Source organism: Achromobacter pulmonis (assembly GCF_002885955.2).
Classification (GTDB): Bacteria; Pseudomonadota; Gammaproteobacteria; order Burkholderiales; family Burkholderiaceae_B; genus Achromobacter; species Achromobacter pulmonis_A.
Map to the genome: position 1 here is coordinate 612229 of NZ_POQS01000002.1, position 21863 is coordinate 634091.

The 21863-nt window shown below is 69.4% G+C and carries 17 protein-coding genes and 1 pseudogene; 11 read left to right on the forward strand and 7 right to left on the reverse strand.

Annotated features, from left to right (window positions below; all coding sequences use genetic code 11):
• Positions 1–66: 66 nt before the first annotated feature.
• Entirely contained in the window at positions 67–840 is a 774-nt protein-coding gene (locus C1I89_RS08920) for an IclR family transcriptional regulator (protein ID WP_102772407.1), read from the forward strand.
• 13 nt (positions 841–853) lie between these two features.
• On the opposite strand, the gene bktB is transcribed toward C1I89_RS08920, so the two are convergent.
• The gene (bktB, locus tag C1I89_RS08925) at positions 854–2035 is read right to left on the reverse strand and encodes a beta-ketothiolase BktB (RefSeq protein WP_102772408.1); all 1182 of its coding nucleotides are present in this window, start codon (positions 2033–2035) and stop codon (positions 854–856) included.
• Positions 2036–2095: 60 nt separating this feature from the next.
• The gene (locus tag C1I89_RS08930; RefSeq protein WP_102772409.1) at positions 2096–2890 is read right to left on the reverse strand and encodes a crotonase/enoyl-CoA hydratase family protein; all 795 of its coding nucleotides are present in this window, start codon (positions 2888–2890) and stop codon (positions 2096–2098) included.
• Positions 2891–3151: 261 nt separating this feature from the next.
• Between C1I89_RS08930 and C1I89_RS08935 the strand changes: the two genes are divergently transcribed.
• The 5 genes from C1I89_RS08935 (at position 3152) to C1I89_RS08955 (ending at position 8051) form a co-directional block, all read left to right on the forward strand.
• Positions 3152–4300, forward strand: coding sequence for an acyl-CoA dehydrogenase family protein (locus C1I89_RS08935; RefSeq protein ID WP_102772410.1), 1149 nt, complete (start codon positions 3152–3154; stop codon positions 4298–4300).
• Positions 4301–4310: 10 nt separating this feature from the next.
• The gene (locus C1I89_RS08940; protein ID WP_102772411.1) at positions 4311–5315 is read left to right on the forward strand and encodes an acyl-CoA dehydrogenase family protein; all 1005 of its coding nucleotides are present in this window, start codon (positions 4311–4313) and stop codon (positions 5313–5315) included.
• Entirely contained in the window at positions 5312–6523 is a 1212-nt protein-coding gene (locus C1I89_RS08945) for a CaiB/BaiF CoA transferase family protein (RefSeq protein ID WP_102772412.1), read from the forward strand. The genes C1I89_RS08940 and C1I89_RS08945 overlap by 4 nt, the downstream gene beginning before the upstream one ends.
• Before the next feature lie 78 nt (positions 6524–6601).
• Positions 6602–7507, forward strand: coding sequence for a LysR family transcriptional regulator (locus C1I89_RS08950; protein WP_102772413.1), 906 nt, complete (start codon positions 6602–6604; stop codon positions 7505–7507).
• Positions 7508–7610: 103 nt separating this feature from the next.
• Positions 7611–8051 (forward strand): CBS domain-containing protein, encoded by a 441-nt coding sequence (locus C1I89_RS08955; protein ID WP_102772414.1) that lies wholly within the window; start codon positions 7611–7613, stop codon positions 8049–8051.
• Here C1I89_RS08955 and C1I89_RS08960 read toward each other — a convergent pair.
• Complete coding sequence (locus tag C1I89_RS08960; protein WP_102772415.1) at positions 8048–8809, reverse strand: TSUP family transporter; 762 nt, start codon at positions 8807–8809, stop codon at positions 8048–8050. The two genes, C1I89_RS08955 and C1I89_RS08960, sit on opposite strands and share 4 nt — an antisense overlap.
• Positions 8810–9068: 259 nt before the next feature.
• Here C1I89_RS08960 and C1I89_RS08965 point away from each other — a divergent pair, with 259 nt between their 5' ends.
• The 3 genes from C1I89_RS08965 to acnB all read left to right on the forward strand — a co-directional run bounded on the left by C1I89_RS08965 (position 9069) and on the right by acnB (position 13580).
• Positions 9069–9950 carry an FxLYD domain-containing protein gene (locus tag C1I89_RS08965; RefSeq protein WP_102772416.1) on the forward strand — a complete coding sequence of 294 codons (882 nt, stop codon included), beginning with the start codon at positions 9069–9071 and terminating at the stop codon, positions 9948–9950.
• Complete coding sequence (locus C1I89_RS08970; RefSeq protein ID WP_258231370.1) at positions 9940–10836, forward strand: FxLYD domain-containing protein; 897 nt, start codon at positions 9940–9942, stop codon at positions 10834–10836. Before C1I89_RS08965 ends, C1I89_RS08970 begins: the two co-directional genes overlap by 11 nt.
• Before the next feature lie 152 nt (positions 10837–10988).
• Positions 10989–13580, forward strand: a complete 2592-nt coding sequence (gene acnB / locus C1I89_RS08975) for a bifunctional aconitate hydratase 2/2-methylisocitrate dehydratase (RefSeq protein WP_102772418.1) — start codon at positions 10989–10991, stop codon at positions 13578–13580.
• A gap of 55 nt (positions 13581–13635) precedes the next feature.
• Here acnB and C1I89_RS08980 read toward each other — a convergent pair whose 3' ends face one another.
• Positions 13636–14442, reverse strand: coding sequence for a helix-turn-helix transcriptional regulator (locus C1I89_RS08980; protein ID WP_102772419.1), 807 nt, complete (start codon positions 14440–14442; stop codon positions 13636–13638).
• Between the two features lie 98 nt (positions 14443–14540).
• Here C1I89_RS08980 and C1I89_RS08985 point away from each other — a divergent pair, with 98 nt between their 5' ends.
• Together C1I89_RS08985 and C1I89_RS08990 are read left to right on the forward strand one after the other, a co-directional pair.
• Positions 14541–15995 carry an MFS transporter gene (locus C1I89_RS08985; RefSeq protein ID WP_102772420.1) on the forward strand — a complete coding sequence of 485 codons (1455 nt, stop codon included), beginning with the start codon at positions 14541–14543 and terminating at the stop codon, positions 15993–15995.
• A 69-nt stretch (positions 15996–16064) separates the two neighbouring features.
• Positions 16065–16661, forward strand: a complete 597-nt coding sequence (locus tag C1I89_RS08990; protein WP_102772421.1) for a transglycosylase SLT domain-containing protein — start codon at positions 16065–16067, stop codon at positions 16659–16661.
• 16 nt (positions 16662–16677) lie between these two features.
• Here C1I89_RS08990 and C1I89_RS08995 read toward each other — a convergent pair.
• The 3 genes and pseudogenes from C1I89_RS08995 to C1I89_RS09005 all read right to left on the reverse strand — a co-directional run bounded on the left by C1I89_RS08995 (position 16678) and on the right by C1I89_RS09005 (position 21845).
• Positions 16678–18888 (reverse strand): annotated as a pseudogene (locus C1I89_RS08995) (TonB-dependent receptor).
• A gap of 177 nt (positions 18889–19065) precedes the next feature.
• Positions 19066–20565: a M81 family metallopeptidase gene (locus C1I89_RS09000; RefSeq protein WP_102772422.1), complete on the reverse strand. Its 1500-nt coding sequence runs from the start codon at positions 20563–20565 to the stop codon at positions 19066–19068.
• A complete protein-coding gene (locus C1I89_RS09005; RefSeq protein ID WP_102772423.1) occupies positions 20562–21845 on the reverse strand; it encodes a Zn-dependent hydrolase in 1284 nt (427 codons plus the stop codon). The genes C1I89_RS09000 and C1I89_RS09005 overlap by 4 nt, the downstream gene beginning before the upstream one ends.
• Positions 21846–21863 lie beyond the last annotated feature (18 nt).

Sequence of the window (21863 nt, forward strand, 5' to 3'; positions counted from 1 at the left end):
CGTTGGATTGAATTAACGCACCCGGAATCCTAAAATACAAAATATTCATCAATTTTTTCCCACATTATGAACAAACAGGCGTCAACCGGCGGGACCCAAAGCATGCGGCGGGCGCTGGCCCTGCTGCGCGTGCTGGCCCAGCACCAGGAAGAAGGCATCGATCTGCAAGGCGTGATGGCCGCCACCGGGCTGGAGCGCTCGACCGCGCACCGCCTGCTGAGCAGCCTGCTTGAGGAACAGTTCGCCGAGCGCGATCCCGGCACCCGGCGCTACCGCCTGGGCGTGGATTCCATGCAGCTCGGCTTCGCGGCGCTGCGGCGCGCGCCGCTGCTGGACGCGCTGCGGCCGTTCGCGCAAAGGCTGGCGCGGCTATCGGGCGATACGGTGTTCCTGGTGATACGCCAGGGCGATTACGCGCTGTGCCTGCTGCGCGAGGCCGGCTCGTTTCCGGTGAAGGTGTTCACCACCGACCAGGGGGAGCGGCGTCTGCTGGGCGTGGGCGCCGGCGGGCTGGCGCTGATGGCCGCCCTGCCGGACGAGGAAATCGCCGCGCTGTACGCGCGCCATGCCGCCGGCTACGCGCAAAGCGGCGTCACCGGCGCGGCGCTGATGCAGGCGGTCAGGCAGACCCGCAAGGCGGGCCATTCGGAGATCGTGGACACCATCACGCCGGGCGTCTCCGGCGTGGGCGTGGCGTTCCAGGTGTCGGAACTGACGTGGGTGGCTTTCAGCTTCGGCGCGATCAGCAGCCGGCTGGACGCGCCCCGGCGGGCGCAGATGGGCGCGCTGCTGCAGGCGGAATGCCAGGCGTGGGCGCGCGACTACGCGTCCCCCGCCTGAGACCTAACTGCGGTCAGATGCGCTCGAAGATCGCGGCGATGCCCTGCCCGCCGCCGATGCACATCGTCACCAGCGCATAACGGCCGCCCACGCGCTGCAGTTCATGCAGCGCCTTGACGGTGATGATGGCGCCGGTCGCGCCGATGGGGTGGCCCAGGCCGATGCCGCTGCCGTTGGGGTTGACCTTGGCCGGGTCCAGCTTCAGCTCGCGCGTCACCGCGCAGGCCTGGGCCGCGAAGGCTTCGTTGGCTTCGATCACGTCGAGCTGGTCCACGGTCAGGCCGGCGCGCTTGAGCGCGGCCTGGGTGGCCGGCACCGGGCCGATGCCCATGATTTCCGGGTCCACGCCGGCGTGGGCGTAGGCCACCAGGCGGGCCAGCGGCTTGATGCCGCGCTTGGCCGCGACCGAGGCGTTCATCAGCACCACGGCGCCCGCGCCGTCGTTCAGGCCCGAGGCGTTGCCCGCCGTGACGGTGCCGTTTTCTTTCTTGAACACCGGCTTGAGCGTGGCCAGGCTGTCGGCGGAGACGTCGCGGCGCACGTGCTCGTCGGTGTCGAACACGACTTCGCCCTTGCGCGACTTCAGCACCACCGGCACGATCTGGTCGCGGAAATAGCCGGCGTCGATCGCGGCCGCGGCGCGGCGGTGCGATTCGGCGGCCACCGCGTCCTGGTCCTGGCGGCTGATGTCAAAGCGCGCCGCCACGTTCTCGGCGGTCACGCCCATGTGCATGCGGCCGAAGGGATCGGACAGCGCGCCGGTCATCATGTCCAGCATGACGCTGTCGCCCATGCGCGCGCCCCAGCGCTGGGCCGGGGCGATGTAGGGCGCGCGGCTCATGCTTTCGGCGCCGGCGCCGATGGCGATGTCGGCGTCGCCCAGCATGATGGTCTGGGCCGCCGACACGATGGCCTGCAGGCCCGAGCCGCACAGGCGGTTGACGTTGAAGGCCGGGGTTTCCTTGGAGATGCCGGCGTTCATGGCGGCCACGCGCGACAGGTACATGTCGCGCGGCTCGGTGTTGATGACATGGCCGACCGCGACGTGGCCGACCTCGTCGCCCTTGACGCCGGCGCGTTCGAGCGCGGCCTTGATGACGGTGGCGCCCAGGTCGCACGGCGGCACGTCTTTCAGCGCGCCTCCGAAATCGCCGATGGCGGTGCGCATGGCGGACGCGACGATGACTTCATTCATGGTGTTTCCTCCTTGTGATGCTTCCCATCATACTGCCGCGCCCGGCCCCGCGTCTGCCGTTCAGGCCTTGCGCGCGGCGCGGCGGGCGACGAATTCCTGCACCGCCTGCGCGTGCGCCGGCGTCTTGTGGGCGAGCGCCTGATAGGCCGCCGACAGCTCCAGCAGCGTGTCCAGGCGCGCGTGCTGGCTTTCGCGCAGCAGGCGCTTGGTCAGGCGCACCGCGTCGGGCGAATTGGCCGCCATGCGCGCGGCCAGCGCATGCGCCGCGGGCAGCAGTTCGGCCGCCGGCACCACGCGCGAGACCAGGCCCCATTCGGCCGCGGTGCGCGCGTCGATGGCGTCGCCGGTGAAGGACATCTCGGCCGCGCGCGCCATGCCGATCAGGCGCGGCAGGAACCAGGCGCCGCCGTCTCCGGGCACGATGCCCAGCTTCACGAAGCTCTCGGCGAAGGCGGCTTCCTCGGCCGCGATGCGCACGTCGCACATGCAGGCCAGGTCGCAGCCCGCGCCGATGGCCGGGCCGTTGACCGCGGCGATGGTCGGGACTTCCAGCGCATGCAGCGCCAGCGGCAGGCGCTGGATGCCGTGGCGGTATTCCTGGCGCAGCGCCGCGCTGCCGACTTCCGGGCCGATCTGGCGCTGCATGTCGTTGACGTTGCCGCCCGACGAAAACACGCTGCCAGCCGCGGTGATCACCAGCACCCGGACTTCGGGGTCGCGTTCGATCCGCGCGAACGCCGCCAGCAGTTCGTCCACCATCGTGCTGCCGGTCAGGGCGTTGCGGGTCTTGGGATCGTTCAAGGTCAAGGTGACCACGCCGTCGGCGCGCTGCTCGTACTGCACCAGATCCGTCATGGATCTCCTCCTGTTCGATGAAAAAAGCCAGCCGGGCGACGCGACGCGCGCGCCCCCTCCATCAGCGTAGGGATGCGGGAGGTTGCCGTCCAATATTAAATTTTTCCATCCCGATACGGGATCGGTATCGGCCATCCTTGCTCATTCGATTCGAAACCGATATCGGAAATCAAAAAAATAATATTGGACAGCTTTCACCACGCTCATCGATAGTGAAGCCCGGCGCCATGCTGCGGCGCCTGGCCTGCATCGGAGCGCCCCATGATAGATACGCTGGAACTTACCGCCATCCCGCCCGAAGACGAAGCCTTGCGCGCCGAGGTCCGGGACTTCCTGGCGCAGACGCTGGACGGACTCGAACCCGACGCGCGCGCCCGCTCGTGGATGGGCTACGACGCCGAATTCAGCCGGCGCCTGGCCGAACGCGGCTGGCTGGGGCTGACGCTGCCGCGCGAGCATGGCGGATCGGCGCGCGGCCATTTCGCGCGCTTCGTCCTGTCCGAAGAGCTGCTGGCCGCCGGCGCCCCGGTCTCGGCGCACTGGATCGCCGACCGCCAGAGCGCGCCCCTGATCCTCAAGTACGGCACGCCCGCGCAGCAGGCGTTCTACCTGCCCCGCATCTGCCGCGCCGAAGCGTTCTTCTGCATCGGCATGAGCGAGCCGGGATCGGGCTCGGACCTGGCCAGCATCCGCACGCGCGCCGAACCGGCCGCCGGCGGCTGGCGCCTGAACGGCAGCAAGATCTGGACCACCAACGCGCACCGCTCGCACTACATGATCGCGCTGGTGCGCACGTCCGGCACCGCCGAGGACCGCCACCAGGGGCTGTCGCAATTCATCGTGGACCTGTCGCTGCCCGGCGTCTCGGTGCGCCCCATCGAAGACCTGGCCGGCGATGCGCATTTCTCGGAAGTGTTCTTCGACAACGTGGCGCTGCCCGCCGACGCCCTGATCGGCGCGGAGGGCGCGGGCTGGGCCCAGGTGAACGCCGAACTGGCGTTCGAGCGCAGCGGACCCGAACGCCTGTATTCCAGCATCGCGCTGCTGCAGTGCTGGTTGACGCACTGCCGCGGCCAGGACCCGGACGCCGGCGACCGCGCGCTGCTGGGCGGCATCCTGTCGCAGATGGCGGTGCTGCGCGCCATGTCGCTGGCCATCGCCGGCAAGCTGGCGGCCGGGCTCAGCCCCGCCACCGAGGCCGCGCTGGTCAAGGACCTGGGCACCGAACTGGAACAGGCCATCCCGCGGCTGATCGGCGACGCGCTGGCGCGCCGGCCGGACCAGCCGCCTCCCCCGCCGCTGCTGCGCACGCTGGCGTACCTGGAACAGGTGGCGCCCACGTTCTCGCTGCGCGGCGGCACCCGCGAAATCCTGCGCGGCATCATCGCCCGCGGCCTTGGCCTTCGATAAGGACAGACTCATGGACAATATTTTTGGCGACGCGGCAGAACGCCTGTTCGCGCAGACCTGCACGCCCGACGTCATCCGCCGCGCCGAGCAGGGTCAGCGGCCCGCCGAGGCCTGGCAGGCCTGCGAAGACGCCGGCTTCGGCGACGCGCTGGTGCCCGAGGCGGACGGCGGCGCCGGACTGGAGCTGGCCGAGGCGCTGCCCGTGGTGCTGGCCGCCGGCCGCCACCTGTGCCCCTATCCCATCGCCCACACCGTGCTGGCGCGCCCCTGGCTGTGCCGCGCCGGACGGCCGCAGCCCACCGGCTCGATCGCGCTGGCCCCGCACGGCGTGACGCTGCGCGACGGACGCCTGCATGGCGCCGGCGTGCCCTGGATGCGCAGCGCGGACTACGTGCTGGCCCAGGCCGACGGCCAGGCCTGGCTGCTGCCCGCGCAGGCCGCGCGCATCGAAGCCGGCGGCGTGCACGCCAGCCTGTCGGCGGATGCGTCCTGGGATCTGGCCGACGCCGAACGCATCGAGGGCGGCGGCGCGCTGGACACGCTGGCCGCGGCCGCCTATGCCGGCCTGATGGCCGGCGCGATGGAACGGGTGCTGGCCATGACGCTGGACTACGCCAACCAGCGCGCGCAGTTCGGCAAGCCCATCGGCCGCTTCCAGGCCATACAGCAGCAGGTCAGCGTGATGGCCGAACAGGTATGGGCCGCGCGCATGGCCGCGCAGCTGGCGTTCCAGGGCGCCGAGGGCCGGCCCGCGCCGCTGCTGGCCGCGACCGGCAAGGCGCGCGCCAGCCTGGCCGCGCCGCTGGTGGCCGATATCGCGCACGCCGTGCACGGCGCCATCGGCGTGACCGAGGAATACGACCTGCAGCTCTACACCCGGCGGCTGCGCGAATGGCGGCTGGCCGGCGGCTCGGAAAGCCACTGGCACGAACGCATCGGCGCGCAGGCGCTGGCCGATGGCGGCGATGCGCTGTCGTTCCTGCGTGGCGCGCTGTGCGCCAAGGAGGCCGCATGAGCGACGCGCCGCGCGACGACCTGCCGCTGGCCGGCATCCGCGTGCTCGACCTGAGCCGCGTGCTGGCCGGCCCCTGGTGCACGCAGACCCTGGCCGACCTGGGCGCCGAAGTCTGGAAGATCGAGGCCCCCGGACAGGGCGACGACACCCGCAGCTGGTCGCCCCCCGACGTGGGCGGCGAATCCACCTATTTCCTGTGCGCCAACCGCAGCAAGGAATCGGTGGCCGTCAACCTCAAGCATCCCGAGGGCCAGCGCATCGTGCGCGAGCTGGCGCGGCAGGCCGACGTGCTGGTCGAGAACTACCGGCTGGGCGCGCTCGAGGCTTTCGGGCTGGGCTACGAAGACCTGGCCGCCCTCAATCCCGGCCTGGTCTATTGCTCCATCAGCGGCTACGGCCGCAGCGGGCCGCGCGCGGCCGAGCCGGGCTACGACTTCGTGATCCAGGCCGAAAGCGGGCTGATGTCGATCACCGGCGAACCGGAAGGCGCGCCCATGAAGCTGGGCGTGGCCATCACCGACCTGGTCACCGGCATGAACGGCGTGCAGGCCATCCTGGCCGCGCTGCTGGCGCGCGCGCGCAGCGGCCGCGGCCAGCACATCGACTTGGCGCTGCTGGACGGCGCGGTCAGCGTGCTGGCCAACGTGGGCGCTGGCTACCTGGCGGCCGGCCACAAGCCGGGACGCCTGGGCAACGGCCATCCCACCGTGGTGCCCTACCAGATCTTCGCCACGCGCGACGGCTCTTTCGCCCTGGCTGTCGGCAACGACGGCCAGTTCGCGCGCCTGTGCGCCCTGCTCGGGCATCCGGAATGGAGCGCCGACCCGGACTACGCCACCAACCGCGCGCGCGTGCTCAACCGCGAGCGCCTCATTCCCATGCTGCAGGCGGAGTTCGCCGAGGCCGGCACGGCGCACTGGCTGGAACGGGTGCGCGCCGCCGGCATACCCGCCGGCGCGGTGCGGCGCGTGGACGAGGCCCTGGAGGCGCCCGAGATCGCGGCGCGCGGCATGATCGCCGACACGCCCGACGCCCGGCACGGCACGCTGCGCCTGCTGCGCTCGCCGCTGCACCTGCGCGGCACGCCGCCGCGCGAACCCGCCGCGCCGCCGCGCCTGGGCGAACACACCGACGCCGTGCTGGGCCGCGCGCTGGCCCTGGACGACGCGGCGCTGGCCGCGCTGCGCGCGGCCGGCGCGATCGCCTGATAGCGGCGGGATAGCACCGATGCCGGAAACGATATGCAGCCCGTATCATCTGTGGCACGCCCCAACCGGACCGCCACCATGGATTTCCGTCACCTGCAGCAGTTCCTCGTTCTGGCCGAAACGCTGAACTTCCACCGCGCGGCCGAAAAGCTGCACATGTCGCAGCCGCCGCTGTCGGTGTCCATCCGCAAGCTCGAAGAGACCGTGGGCGTGCCGCTGTTCATCCGCGGACGCCAGGGCGTCAAGCTGACCGAAGCCGGCCTGGCGGCGCTGGACGAGGCGCGACGCGCCCTGTTCCATGCCGAACAGTTCCGCCAGGCCGCGCGCGCCGGCGCGGCCGGCGAAGGCGGCACGGTGCGCATCGGCTTCGTGGGCTCGGCCACCCACGCGGTGCTGCCGCGCATCCTGCCGCCGTTTCGCCAGCGCTATCCGGGCGTCAACGTGGTGCTGCGCGAAGCCACGTCGATACGCATCATGCAGGAGCTGGAAGAAGACACGCTGGAGATCGGCATCGTGCGCGTGCCGGTGGCGATGGGCTCGAACGTGCGGCTCACGCCGCTGACCACCGAGAACTTCGCGCTGGCCGTGCCCAAGACGCATCCGCTGGCGCGGCGCGGCCGCATCCGGCTGGCGGACCTGGCCGACGAAGCCTTCATCATGTATACCGCCGACGAGGCGGCCGGCCTGCGCATGGCCGCCATCAACGCCTGCCAGCTGCGCGGTTTCACGCCGCGCATCACGCAGGAGGCGGTGCAGGTGCAGACCCTGCTCAGCCTCGTCGAAAGCGGCCTGGGCGTGGCCCTGGTGCCGGCCGGCGGCCGCCGCCATCCAGGCACCAACGTGGTCTACAAGACGCTGGCCGATTTTCCCGGCGACGCCACCATCGGCATTTCGCTGGCCTGGAACCCGGCCACCGAACGCAGCGCCGCCCGCAACCTGCGCGCCATGGCCAGCCAGGCCTTCCGTGACAAGGCGATGAAATAGTCAAGCCGAAAAAACCACAGGGAAGCGGGCGGCTTGCGGCAACACGGCCGACCGGCTTAGGATGGAGCATGGTTCGACTTCACCAGCGATTCGGGAGCACATCGTGAAGACAGTTGCTGAGCTTCTCAGGGAAAAGGCCAACCAATCCGTCGTGACGGTCTCGCCGGACGCATCGGTCTACGACGCAATCAAGACCATGGCCGAACGCAGCATAGGCGCCGTGGTGGTGGTCCAGGGCGACGCGGTCCTGGGCATGCTGACCGAGCGCGACTACGCCCGCAAGATCGTTCTGCAGGACCGCTCGTCGCGCACCACCAAGGTCCGCGACATCATGACCGACTCGGTGTATTACGTGGGCCGCGCCGACACCCGCGAACACTGCATGGCGATGATGACCGAAAGGCACTTCCGCCACCTGCCGGTGATCGAGGACGGCAAACTGATCGGGCTGCTGTCCATCGGCGACCTGGTCAAGGACGTGATGAGCGAACAGAAATTCATCATCCACGAACTCGAACGCTACATCACCGGCGAACGCGGCTAGCCCGCCAGCGTCCTGAAGGCCGGCACGATCAGCCCCAGGCCGGCCGCCAGCAGCAGCATGAACACCAGGCGCTTGACGGTCTGCATCGAGCCGGCCGTGGCGTAGCGGCGCGCCACCCAGGTCACGCCGATCACGATCGGCAGCGCCAGCACGCTCAGCCAGAACGAGGACGCCATGAATTCGCCCTGTCCCGTCACCAGGGTCAGGCGCGCCATCGCGTTGACCGAGAACAGGATCAGCAGGCTGTTGCGGATGGCGGCCAGCGGCAGCGGCTGGCGGTACAGGTGATAGACCATGGGCGGCCCGGCGCTGGAGAACAGCCCGCCCAGCACGCCCGACACGGCGCCGAAGAACAGGAACGACCCGCGCGAGGACACCTGCGCCAGCGGCTGTGCGCGCGCCACCAGCAGGACGGCGCAGGCCACGATGGTGCAGCCCAGCAGCAGCTGCAGCAGCACCGCCATGGAACCGCTGATCCACGCCAGCGCGGTCACGCCCACGCCCACGCCGACCAGGCTGCTAAACATGGCAGGCCGGATCAGCGACCAGTTCACCTGCGGCCTGGCCCGCGCCAGCGTGACGGCGGCGTTGACCAGCGACAGCACGCTGACCACGTTGGCCACCTCGGCCACGGAGGCCAGCTGGAACACGCCCGACAGGCCCAGCAGCACCAGGCCGAAGGCGAAGCCCGTCATCGTCTGCGCATAGGTGGCCAGCGCCACGCAAACCAGGAACAGCAAGTGTTGGGAAATACTCATTGCTAGGGGTAGAGCCTGACCTGCCTCGGCTCTGCCCGGCGCCGCGCGGGACGGCGGCATGGGAGCGGATCGACGGGGGGAACGGCGTACTAGGGGATGGGCGATTTTCAGGCGGCGATGATAGCATCGGCCCGCGCACCGTCGCTCATGTTTTGTCACAAATGGATGCGCTCATGCACGCGGCCCCGCCCGCGGTCCGCTATCCTTGCCGCCCTGCCTTCCGCTCGCGCCCCGCTATCCGCGCCCCCTACTCGCGCCCATGACGCCCCGACAGACCACGATCAATACGGTGACCCTGACCTGCTCCACCTGCGGCAGTGCGCAGTTCACCAAGCTGGACACCAACGAATACCGCTGCAGCCACTGCCATGCCGTGACGCTGGTGGAAGACAACGTCGCCCAGCGCCTGGAGAAGATCCTGCGCAACATGCAGCAGCCGGCCGCCAAGCCGCGCTCCGGCAGCGTGGCCGCGGCCGCCGTCGCCGTGGCGCTTGCCGTCGCGATTCCGGTGGCAGCGGTGCTGCTGACCGAAGGCGGCCGCAGCAGCCCCGTGCGCCAGCCGGCGCCTGCGCCCGCGATCGACGCTTCCCTGGTCAAGCTGACCGACGTGCGCGAAGTGCAGACCCGCGGCGCCCGCCTGCTCGTCATGATGGTGCGCAACGAGACCGGCAGGAAAATCGACATGCCGCGCGTCACGGCCTCGTTCTTCCAGGGCGAGCTGTCGCTGTCCTCGGCCTCGGGATCGGCGCCGGCGCGTTCGCTGGAGCCGGGCGAATACGCGCCGCTGACGATCCAGGCGCCGGACAAGGCCTACACCCGCTACGCCCTGGAAGTGGCCAGGCCCATGCCCGCGCGCGGCAAGAACAACGCCGTCACCGCCAGCCGGGTCCAGCTGGTGCGCAACGACGGCAGCTACCGCCTGGTGGGCCTGCTCAAGAACGAAGGCGCCGAGGCGGCCAACAGCAGCCAGGTCACAGTCATGCTGTACGCCGACGACGGAACCCTGATCGGCATCGGCAACGGCTACGGCTCGGCCAGCCCGCTGGCGCCGGGCGCGCTGACCGCCTTCGACGCGCGCTGCGAAATGCTGGCCGACAGGCCGGTGGCTTCTTACGACTACATGGTGCAAAGTGAACGCTAGCCATTCCCATTCCGGACGCCTGTCCCGGCCGGCCATGGCCGCCCTGGGGCTGATCCTGCTTGCCGCCGGCGGCTACGCGCTGTGGAAATACACCGCCATCCTGCCCTGGAGCGCGCGCGCCGACGCGCCCGCCTCCGCCGCGCCGCGCGAGGAAGCCCCGCGCGAGAGCGCCCCGACCACCCGCATCGTGCGGGTCAGCCCGGCCAACGTGCGCGTCATCGACCACGTGCGCCTGAGCACGGAGGAACTGCTGGACCCCGGCTTCGCGCTCTTCGACCCGGCCGCGCTCAAGCTGTCGGCGCCGCGCCGGCTGCTCGACGAAATCGAACGCCCGGTCCTCTACGCCGAACTGGTCAACACCAGCAAGGAATACGTGATGCTGGCGCCCAAGGCCGAGATCACGGTGTACGACGGCTCGCGCGCGCTGGACCTGCGGCAGTCGTGGAGCCTGCCCGCGCGGCTCTATCCCGGCGAACGCGTGCCGGTCGCGCTGACCGGCCGCGTCGAGCGCTACACCGAAGTCAAGACCGACTGGCTGCCGGCCAAGCGCGCCGCCCTGCCCGGCCCGCGGCCGCAGCTGGCCGTGACCGTGGAGAACACCGAGGCCGCGGTCGGCACCGGCACCCTGAACTTCACCTACCGCTATCGCTACAAGTACGTCACCGTCCACGGACGGGTGCGCAACGACAGCGCGGCCGAGGTCGAGAACGTCAAGCTGTGGGTCAGCCTGTACGACGCCCAGGGCCAGTTGACCGGCGCCACCTTCCAGACGCCGCGCGTGTCCCGGCTCAAGCCCGGCGAGAGCGCGCCGTTCCAGGCGCACGTGAAGCAGCATGGCGCCAATTTCGCCCGGGTGGAAATCGTCTACAACGCGGACGCGCGCTAGCGCCGCCTTGCGGCCCGCCCGGGGTCGCGCTTAAGCAACGTCTATCATGCCAAGTCTTATATAAGATATAAGACATTTGCCTGCGCCCCCCTCTTCCCTCTACAATTCGGGCCGACAACCCTTCTTCCAACCCGACTTTGAGCAGGCCTCACATGCTGGATAACTATCGCCAACACGTTGCCGAACGCGCGGCTCTGGGGATTCCCCCGCTGCCCCTTACGGCCAAACAAACCGCTGAACTGATCGAACTGCTGAAGAACCCGCCCGCCGGCGAAGAGCAGAACCTGGTCGAGCTGTTGACCCACCGCGTGCCGGCCGGCGTGGACGATGCCGCCAAGGTCAAGGCCTCCTACCTGGCCGCCGTGGCGCTGGGCAAGGAAAACTGTGCGCTGGTCAGCCGCGCCAAGGCGACGGAACTGCTGGGCACGATGCTGGGCGGCTACAACATCGGCCCCCTGATCGAGCTGCTGGACGACGCCGAAATCGGCACCATCGCCGCCGACGCGCTGAAGAAGACCCTGCTGATGTTCGACGCCTTCCACGACGTGAAGGAAAAGGCGGACAAGGGCAACGCCAACGCCAAGGCCGTGATGCAGAGCTGGGCCGACGCCGAATGGTTCACCAGCCGTCCGGAACTGCCGGAAAGCCTGACCATCACCGTCTTCAAGGTGCCGGGCGAAACCAACACCGACGACCTGTCGCCGGCTCCGGACGCCACCACCCGCCCCGACATCCCCATGCACGCCCTGGCGATGCTCAAGAACAAGCGCGAAGGCGCCGCGTTCCAGCCGGAGGAAGACGGCAAGCGCGGCCCGGTGCAGTTCATCGAATCGCTCAAGGAAAAAGGCCATCTGGTGGCCTACGTCGGCGACGTGGTCGGCACGGGCTCCTCGCGCAAGTCGGCCACCAACTCGGTGCTGTGGTTCACCGGCGAAGACATCCCCTTCGTGCCGAACAAGCGCTTCGGCGGCGTGTGCCTGGGCGGCAAGATCGCCCCGATCTTCTACAACACCATGGAAGACGCGGGCGCCCTGCCGATCGAGCTGGACGTCTCCAAGATGGAAATGGGCGACGTGGTCGAACTGCGCCCCTATGAAGGCCGCGCCCTGAAGAACGGCGAAGTGATCGCCGAGTTCCAGGTGAAGTCCGACGTGCTGTTCGACGAAGTGCGCGCCGGCGGCCGCATTCCGCTGATCATCGGCCGCGGCCTGACGGCCAAGGCGCGCGAAGCGCTGGGCCTGGCGCCCTCGACGCTGTTCCGCCTGCCCAAGGACCCCGCCGACAGCGGCCGCGGCTACACCCTGGCCCAGAAGATGGTCGGCCGCGCCTGCGGCCTGGCCGAAGGCAAGGGCATCCGCCCGGGCACCTACTGCGAACCGAAGATGATCTCGGTCGGCAGCCAGGACACCACCGGCCCCATGACCCGCGACGAACTGAAGGACCTGGCCTGCCTGGGCTTCTCGTCCGACCTGGTGATGCAGTCGTTCTGCCACACCGCCGCCTATCCGAAGCCCGTGGACGTCAAGACCCACCACACGCTGCCGGAATTCATCAGCACCCGCGGCGGCGTCTCGCTGCGCCCGGGCGACGGCGTGATCCACTCGTGGCTCAACCGCATGCTGCTGCCCGACACCGTCGGCACCGGCGGCGACTCGCACACGCGCTTCCCCATCGGCATCTCGTTCCCGGCCGGCTCGGGCCTGGTGGCCTTCGCCGCCGCCACCGGCGTGATGCCGCTGGACATGCCTGAATCGGTGCTGGTGCGCTTCAAGGGCAAGATGCAGCCCGGCGTCACGCTGCGCGACCTGGTCAACGCCATCCCGCTGTACGCGATCAAGCAGGGCCTGCTGACCGTGGCCAAGCAAGGCAAGAAGAACATCTTCTCGGGCCGCATCCTCGAAATCGAAGGCCTGCCCGACCTGAAGGTGGAACAAGCCTTCGAACTGTCGGACGCCTCCGCCGAGCGTTCGGCCGCCGGCTGCACGGTGCGCCTGAACAAGGAACCGATCATCGAGTACATCAACAGCAACATCGTGATGCTGAAGTGGATGATCGCCAACGGCTACGAAGACGAGCGCACGCTGGGCCGCCGCATCAAGGCCATGGAAGCCTGGCTGGCCGATCCCAAGCTGCTGGAGCCGGACGCCGACGCCGAATACGCCGCGGTCATCGAGATCGACCTGGCCGACGTGCACGAGCCCATCGTGGCCTGCCCGAACGACCCCGACGACGTCAAGACGCTGTCGGACGTGGCCGGCGCCAAGATCGACGAAGTGTTCATCGGCAGCTGCATGACCAACATCGGCCACTTCCGCGCGGCTTCCAAGCTGCTGGAAGGCAAGCGCGATATCCCGGTCAAGCTGTGGGTCGCTCCGCCCACCAAGATGGACGCCACCCAGCTGACCGAGGAAGGCCACTACGGCGTGTTCGGCACGGCCGGCGCCCGCACCGAAATGCCGGGCTGCTCGCTGTGCATGGGCAACCAGGCGCAGGTCCGCGAAGGCGCGACGGTCATGTCGACCAGCACCCGCAACTTCCCGAACCGCCTGGGCAAGAACACCAACGTGTACCTGGGTTCGGCCGAACTGGCCGCGATCTGCTCGAAGCTGGGCCGCATCCCGACCAAGGACGAGTACATGGCCGACATGGGCGTCATCAACAAGAGCGGCGACCAGATCTACCAGTACCTGAACTTCGACAAGATCGCCGACTACAAGGACGTGGCCGACGTCATCGAGGTCTAAGCACCCGCCAGGCCCGCGCCTGCAAGACGGCCCCGGATCGCTCCGGGGCCGTTTTTCATTTGCGGCCGCCCTGCGCGGCGTCCGGCTGCCTCGCATACACGACCAGGCGAAGATGCCGGTCCTCGTCGATGGTCAGCGAAGTGTGCTCGTAGGGCTCGGCCCGGCCGTCCATCGCCAGGGTGCGCACGCCGCTGCATGGCGCATGCACGTCATGCTTGCGCCACCATGCCTTGAATTCCGGCGACACCTGCTGCAGCTCGTCGACCAGCTCGTGGATGTCGGCTTCCTGCGTGGCGCGCGCGAAATCGCGGCGAAAGCTCGACAACATCAACGGCGCCTGTGCTTCCCAGTCGTGCACGCGCTCGCGCAGCAAGGCATCGGTGAACAGCATCCACAGCAGGTTGCGCCGCCCGGGCGCATGCGAACCGAAGGCGAACATGGCATCGGCCAACGCGTTGTAGCCCAGCACGTCCCAGCGCAGATTGAGCACGAAGGCCGCATGGGGCAGATCGTGCATCAGGCGCGCCACCAGCGGCGGCAGTTCGCACCAGGTCTTGCCGGGTTCGGCGGGCGGCCGTTCGTGGGCCAGCAGGAACAAATGGCGGCGTTCGGCGGCGTCCAGTTTCAGCGCGCGCGCCAGGTTCTCCAGGAACGCGGCGGACACGCCGATGTCGCGCCCCTGCTCCAGCCAGGTGTACCAGGTCAGTCCGACCCCCGCGAGCGCGGCCACCTCTTCGCGGCGCAGGCCCGGCGTGCGCCGCCGGCCGCCGCTGGGCAGGCCCGCATCCGCGGGCGACAGGCGCTCGCGGCGCGCGCGCAAGAAGGCGGCAAGGTCGGCGCGGGTACGTTCCAGGGTGCGCATGGCTTATCTCATTGCTTTAAGTAATACCATAAACGGTTAAATTGTAATTGCTTAACCAGGCCAGCAGAATGATTGCCTCTCTATTCTGGATAAGCAAGATGAACCCGCATTCCTGTATTTCCGCGCCGCCCGCGGGCGCGCTCGCCGCCCCGCCCTGGCTTGGCCTGTCCGTACTGCTGCTGGGGGGCTTCGTCACCATCTTCGACCTGTTCGTGGTCAACGTCGCCATCCCCGCCATGCAGGCCGGACTGGGCGCCAGCTTCGCGCAGATAGGCTTCATTGTGGCCGGCTACGAACTGGCGTTCGGCGTGCTGTTGATCACGGGCGGGCGGCTCGGCGATCTGTATGGGCGGCGCCGCCTGTTCGCCGTCGGCATGGCCGGATTCACGCTGGCCTCGGCGCTGTGCGGGCTGGCCCCCGACGCCGGCTTCCTGATCGGCGCCCGGGTGTTGCAGGGCCTGGCGGCCGCCTTGCTGTTCCCGCAGGTGTATGCGTCCATCCGCGTCAATTTCGAGGGCGAGCACGGCCGCCGCGCCTTCGGCCTGCTGGGCATGACGCTCGGCCTGGCGGCCATCGCCGGACAGGTGCTGGGCGGCTGGCTGGTGCACGCGGATCTGTTCGGGCTGGGCTGGCGCAGCATCTTTCTCATCAACGTGCCGATCGGCCTGGGCGCCATCGCGGCCGCGCGGCGCATTCCGGAATCGCGCGCGCCGCAGCGTCCGGCGCTGGACTGGAGCGGCGTGCTGCTGGTCAGCCTGGGACTGGCGCTGCTGCTGGTGCCGCTGATCGAAGGCCCCGGACAGGGCTGGCCCGCCTGGAGCCTGTGGGCGCTGGCCGCGTCGGCCGCGCTGCTGGCGGCGTTCTATCGCCACCAGGAACGGCGGCGCATCGCGGGCGGCCTGCCGCTGGTGGACATGCGCCTGTTGGGCGAACGGCGCTTCGCACTGGGCGCGCTGCTGGTGCTGCTGATCTATTCCACTTCCAGTTCGTTCTTCCTGTGCTTCGCGCTGCTGACGCAGACCGGACTGGGACTGGACCCCTTCGTGGCGGGCAGCATATTCGCCCCATGCAGCGTGGGCTTCGTCGCCGCCTCGCTGGCCGCGCCCCGGCTGGTGTCGCGCTGGGGCATCCGGGCCATCGCCGCGGGCGCGCTGGCCTATGCCGCGTCGCTGGCGCTGCTGATCGCGCAGGTGTGGGCCGCGGGCGCCGGCCTGGAGCCGCCGCGGCTGATTCCGGCGCTGATCGCGGTGGGCGCCGGCCAGGGCATCATCATGACGCCGCTGCTGAATCTGGTGCTGGGGTTCGTCAGGCAATCGCAGGCGGGCATGGCGGCGGGCGTGGTCTCCACCGTGCAGCAGGTCGGCGCGGCGCTGGGCGTGGCGGCGGTCGGCATTCTGTTCGGCGCGACGCTGGCCGACGGCGTTGCGGCGGCCCGGGCGGACCTGTACGTCTCGGCCTTCGTGGCGGGCATGCTGTACAACCTGGGCGCCGCCTTGCTGGTTTGCGTGCTGTTGCGGATGCTGGCGAGCATCCAGCGGGAGGCGGGCCGATAGCGGCGCACTGCGATACGTTTCAATACAATCGCAACACCCGTCTACATAGCCCCGGAGGAAATCCCGCCAATGACCCGGCTCCTGCTGCCGCCGCTGCTGCTGGCGCTCGCCGGCTGCGCCACCGCGCCGCCGTCCAACCCGGAGAACATCTGCGCCATCTTCCGCGAAAAGCCGGACTGGCACGACGCCGCGCTGCGGGTGCAGAAGAAATGGGGCGCGCCGGTGGCGGTGCCGATGGCGATGATGTACCAGGAATCCTCGTTCAAGCAGGACGCGCTGCCGCCGCGCTATTACTTCCTGGGCTTCATCCCGTGGGGCCGGGTCAGCTCGGCCTACGGTTACGCCCAGGCCAAGGACGAAACCTGGGCCGACTACAAAAAAGACGCCGGCGGCTGGGGCGCCAGCCGCGACGACTTCGCCGACGCGCTGGACTTCATGGGCTGGTACATGAACAAGACCCAGCGCATCAACGGCGTCTCCAAATGGGACGCCTACGGCCAGTACCTGAACTATCACGAAGGCTGGACCGGTTACCGCAACCGCAGCTACGAGCGCAAGGCCTGGCTCAAGACGGTGTCGGGCAAGGTCCAGGCGCGCGCCGAGAAATTCAGCGCGCAGTACAAGAGCTGCGAAGCCAGCCTGACGCGCGGCGGGTGGTTCTGGTGAGGGCCGGGGCCGCGCCCTAGAAATCCATGCTCGCGCTCAGCGAGAAGGTGCGCGGCCCGCCCAGCGCCAGATAGCCGTTGCCGGGATACCCGCCCACCGAGGACCAGTAGTTGCGGTTGGCGATGTTGTCCACGCGCGCGCGCAGGGTCAGCACGTGGCCGTCCACGTCCATCATGTAGCGCAGGCCGGCGTCGAAACGGGTCTAGCCCGGGACCTTGAGCGTGTTGGCGTCGTCGGCGTAGGACGAGCCGGTATAGACCACGCGGCCGTCCACCGCCAGGCCGGGCACGCCCGGGATGTCCCATTCCACGCCCAGGTTGGCCTGGAAGCGCGGCACGCCGATCACGCGGTTGCCGTCGATGGAGGGCGTGCCGGTGGCGCGCTGCTCGGCGTCCAGCCAGGTCAGCCCGCCCAGCAGGCGCACGCTGTTGACGGGCTCGCCGTAGAAGGTCAGCTCGGCACCCTGGTGGCGGTCCTTGCCGGAGATGGTGAGCGCGTTGCTGGCGTCGTACATGGCGCGCGGCCGGTCGGTGGAGAACAGCGCCAGGCCCGCGCCCAGTCCGTCGCCCTCGTACTTCACGCCGACTTCCTTCTGCTTGGAAACGAAGGGCGGCAGGCTCTGGCCGACGTTGGGCACCGGCTTGCCGCCGGCCATGGCCGGAGCGGTCGGGCCTGCCGTCAGGGCCTCGATGTAGTTGGCGTACAGCGAAACGTCGGGCGCGACCTTGACCACCAGGCCGGCGGCCGGCGAATTGTGGCTGGCGTCATAGGCGCTGCTTTCGTTGCCGGTGTTGTACGCATACGCGCGCTGCGACAGGCGCTGGTGGCGGATGCCCGCCGTCAGCCGCACCCGGTCGTCGAGGAACGACAGCGTGTCGCCGATGGCGTAGCTGCTCAGGCGGATGCGGTTCTGCAGCGCCGGATCGTCCAGGTCGTTGCCGCGCAGCGCGCCGGCGCTGAACGCCGGCTTGTCGTACGAAACCGGGTCGTAGATGTTGGTGGGGAACTTGTTGCCGAAGTCCATCACGTAGGCGTTCCTGGTCTTCAGGTCGAAGAACGAGGCCGACACCACGAATTCGTGGCCCACCGGGCCGGTGCGGGCCTTGCCGCGCAGGCCGAACTCGCCGGTGTTGACGCTGTCCTCGCGCGTGTTGTCGAACCGGTAGAAGGTGCCGTCGCCCGTGCTGCCGTTGGTCAGCGTGACATTGCCCAGCGAGTTGGCTTCGTCGCTGCGGCGCATGCCGAAGGCCGCGTAGGCCGTCAGCCGGTCGCTGAAATCATGTTCGGCGCGCACGGTGCCGAAGAGATCGCGTTCGTTGGAATAGGTCCAGGGCTGCGCGTAGTTGGAACTGGCGTCGGGCGCGTCGGGCACCGTGGTGACCCCGGCGCCCAGCGTGACGTTGGGACGCGCGCGCTTGAGCTTGTTTTCCTGCCAGCCGATGTCGGCCGACAGGCGCGTATCGGCCGAGCGCCAGTCCAGGCCCAGCGACACCAGGCTGGTGCGCGAATGTTCGTCATCGATGCCGGTGTCGCCGCTATGCTGCGCGGCGTTCAGGCGGATGCCGGTGCTGTCGCCCGGACCGAAACGGCGCGCGAGGTCGGTGGACAGCTGGATGCGGCCGCCGCTGGACACGCCGGTGGTGACGCGCGTCAGCGGTTCGTTGGGCGCGCGCTTGGGCACCAGGTTGATCACGCCGCCGATGCCGCCGCCGCCGGGCGCCGCGCCGGTCAGGAAGGTCGAAGCGCCGCGCAGCACCTCCACGCGCTCGAACAGTTCGGTGGCGATGTACTGGCGCGGCAGCAGGCTGTAGAGACCGTTGTAGGCCACGTCGTCCGAGCCCAGAATGAAGCCGCGGATGAAGTACGACTCCTGGAAATTGCCGAAGCCCCGCGCCACGCGCACGCCGGCGTCGTTCTGCAGCACGTCGCCCACGCTGCGCGCCTGCCGGTCCTGGATCAGCTCGTTGGTGTAGCTGGTGATGCTGAACGGCGTGTCCATGATGTCCTGCGTGCCCAGCACGCCGATGCGCCCGCCGCGGGCCACCTGCCCGCCCGCGAACGGCGCGGCCAGGCCGCCGGCCGAGGCGTCGGCGCTGGCTTCGACGGTAATGGCGTCCATGGAAACCACCGGCTCCTGGCCGGTGGCGGAAGAAGCGGCGTTCTGGGCGTAGACGGAAGCGCAGCACGGCAGCGCGGCTGCCATGCAGGCTAGGGCTTTGATCTTCATATCGGGATGTCCGCGTGGGCGGGTCTTGAGTGGAAAACTGCAGAATCCCGATCGGCCGGGCTTCAATTCATCCCGGCCATAATACACAAAACGGAATCGTTCTCATTAGTTTTACTAATTACTGAACATGTGAATGTTGTGGTGGGGCAACGTCGATTCCCGTTGTTCAATGGGTCATCAGCTACGCGGGTCGTAATCCTCGGGGGCCATCGGCTCCAGCGGAAAATGCGGGCCCGTGCGCTTGCGGAATTCGAACAGCGACCAGTCCGAACTGGTCACGCCGGGGCTGTCGCACTCCACCAGCGCCGATGAGATCGGCACGAATACGGGCCGGCAGTACATGCGCGACTTGACCAGGATGTAGCGCGCCTCGGTGGGCTCCACGCCCAGGCTGCGGAATACGCCCAGGTCCCAGGGCTCGTGGGTGCGTTCGGTGATGACCAGGCGCGCCGCGCCGATGTCGAGCACGGCGCTGCGGCCCATGCAGGCCATCTGCCCGGTGTAGGTGGGCCCCGTGATGAGATATTCGCCGTTGCTGAGCGCCTCCACCCGGCCGCGCAGCGTGACCGGGCGGGCCGGACGACCGATGCTGTCGATGGCGCGCTTGTTGCCCACCGGCAGTTCCACCTGCGCCCCCACGCCGGCGCGCGTGAGCGCAGCGACCGCTTCCGGATCGCAATACAGCCCCGCCACGATGCCGTCCAGTCCCGCGTCCAGCGCCGCCGTCAGCACGTCCATGGTGTCGCAGGTGCCGCCGCTCATGCAGTTGTCGCCGTGGTCCAGCAGCAGCACGGGCCGGCTTGCGCCTTCGGCCAGCTGGCGCGCGCGCGCCAGCGATTGCGTCAGCGGCTCGCTGCGGTACAGAAAGCCCTCGCGGTCGGCCCAGATGGACGCGGCCATGTCGCCGGCGATGCGCTCGGCCTCCTCCTGGCTGCCGTCGGCCACCGCCACCACGCTGAGGCAGGGATGGGGGATGTCGGCCAGCCCGAAGCCGGCCAGCACCGAGACGCCGAGCGCGCCGGCGGCTTCGGCGCGCCGCGCGGCCTCGACGGCTGCGCGCATCGCGCCCTCGCCGGTGTTGCTGCGCAGCGTGTGCGATACCAGCGGCAGCCGGCGCCAGGCCATGAACGGCCTGGTGCGGCCGTCGATGGCGTCGAACAGTAGGCGGCCGGCGTGCTCGCCGGTTTCGTACATGTCGATGTGCGGATAGGTCTTGAAGCTGACGATGACATCGGCGTTGGCGACCATCTTCGGCGTCACGTTGCCGTGCAGGTCCAGCGCGACCGCGATGGGCGCGTCCGGCGCCGCGCGGCGCACGCGTTCGAGCAGGTCGCCTTCGCCGTCGTCGGTGCTTTCCACCGCCATCGCGCCATGCAGGTCCAGCAGGATGGCGTCGCAGCCCGGCGCGGCCGCGACGATGCGCGCGCACAGGGTTTCGTAGGCGTCGGCGGCCACCCGGCCGCTGGGATAGGCGGTGGCCGACACCGGCGTCACCAGCTGCGCGCCGCGCGCCTCGGCCAGGTCGATGAACGCCGCCATCGCGGTGCGCTTGCCGTGGTTCTCGGCATAGGCCTCGGCGTCGAAGGTCGGCCCCGCCACGCCGAAGGCCGACAGCGGCGTGGGCACCGGCGAGAAGGTGTTGGTCTCGTGGTTCATGCGGGCGATCAGGACTTTCATGCCGGCGCTCCCTGGGCGGATTCGATGCGGCCGCAGCAGCGCAGCATGGCGTGCAGCAGCACGTTGCAGCCGGCCTCGAGGTGTCCGGGTTGCGCATCCTCGATCTCGTTGTGGCTGATGCCGTCCTTGCACGGCACGAAGATCATGGCGGTGGGCGCGACCCGCGCCATGTAGACCGCGTCGTGGCCGGCGCCGCTGATCACGTCCAGCGAATCCAGCCCCAGCGTGCGCGCGCCGTCGCGCACGGCCTGCACCAGCCGCGGCTCGAAGGGCTGCGGCGGGAAGTACACCACTTCCTTGCGTTCGACCTCGAAGCGGCCCGGCTGGGCCAGTTCGTCGCAGGCCCGCGCCAAGGCCGCGGCCATGCTGTCGAGCGCGGCGTCGTCGGCCGCGCGCAGGTCCACGGTCAGCGACACCCGCCCCGGAATCACGTTGCGCGAATTCGGATAGCCGTCGATGCAGCCCACCGTGGCGCGGCCGTGCGGGGCGTGGTCCAGCGCGATCCGGTTGACCGCCAGCACCAGCTGCGAGGCCGCCACCAGGGCGTCGCGGCGCAACTCCATCGGCGTCGGGCCGGCATGCGCCTCCTGGCCGGTGATGGTGATGTCGTACCAGCGCTGGCCCAGCGCGCCCTGCACCGCGCCGATGGTGATGCCGTGCGCCTCCAGGATCGGCCCCTGCTCGATGTGCGCCTCGAAATAGGCGCCCACGGCCCGCGGGCGCGCCGGCTCCGGTCCGGCATAGCCGATGGCGCGCAGCGCGTCGCCGACGCTGACGCCGTCGCGGTCGCGCGCGGCCAGCGCGTGTTCCAGCGTGAAGGCGCCGGCATAGACGCCCGAGCCCATCATCACCGGCACGAAGCGCGAACCTTCCTCGTTGGTCCACACCACCACTTCCAGCGGCGCCTCGGTGACGAGGCCGCGCTGGTGCAGAGTGCGCAGCACCTCGATGCCGGCGAGCACGCCATAGTTGCCGTCGAACTTTCCGCCGGTGGGCTGGGTGTCGATGTGGCTGCCGGTCATCACCGCCGGCAGGTCGTCGCGCAGGCCAGCGCGGCGCATGAAGATATTGCCGATGGCGTCGACCCGCACGGTGCAGCCCAGCTCGCGCGCCCAGCGGCAGACCAGGTCGCGCCCCTGGCGGTCCAGGTCGGTCAGCGCCAGCCGGCACACGCCGCCCTTTTCGGTGGCGCCGATGCGCGCCAGTTCCATCAGCGACGCCCACAGGCGCGCCCCGTCGATGCGGATGCCGCTCACGGCCTCCAGTGCGTTCATTTCCATGATGATTTCCTCGTAGAT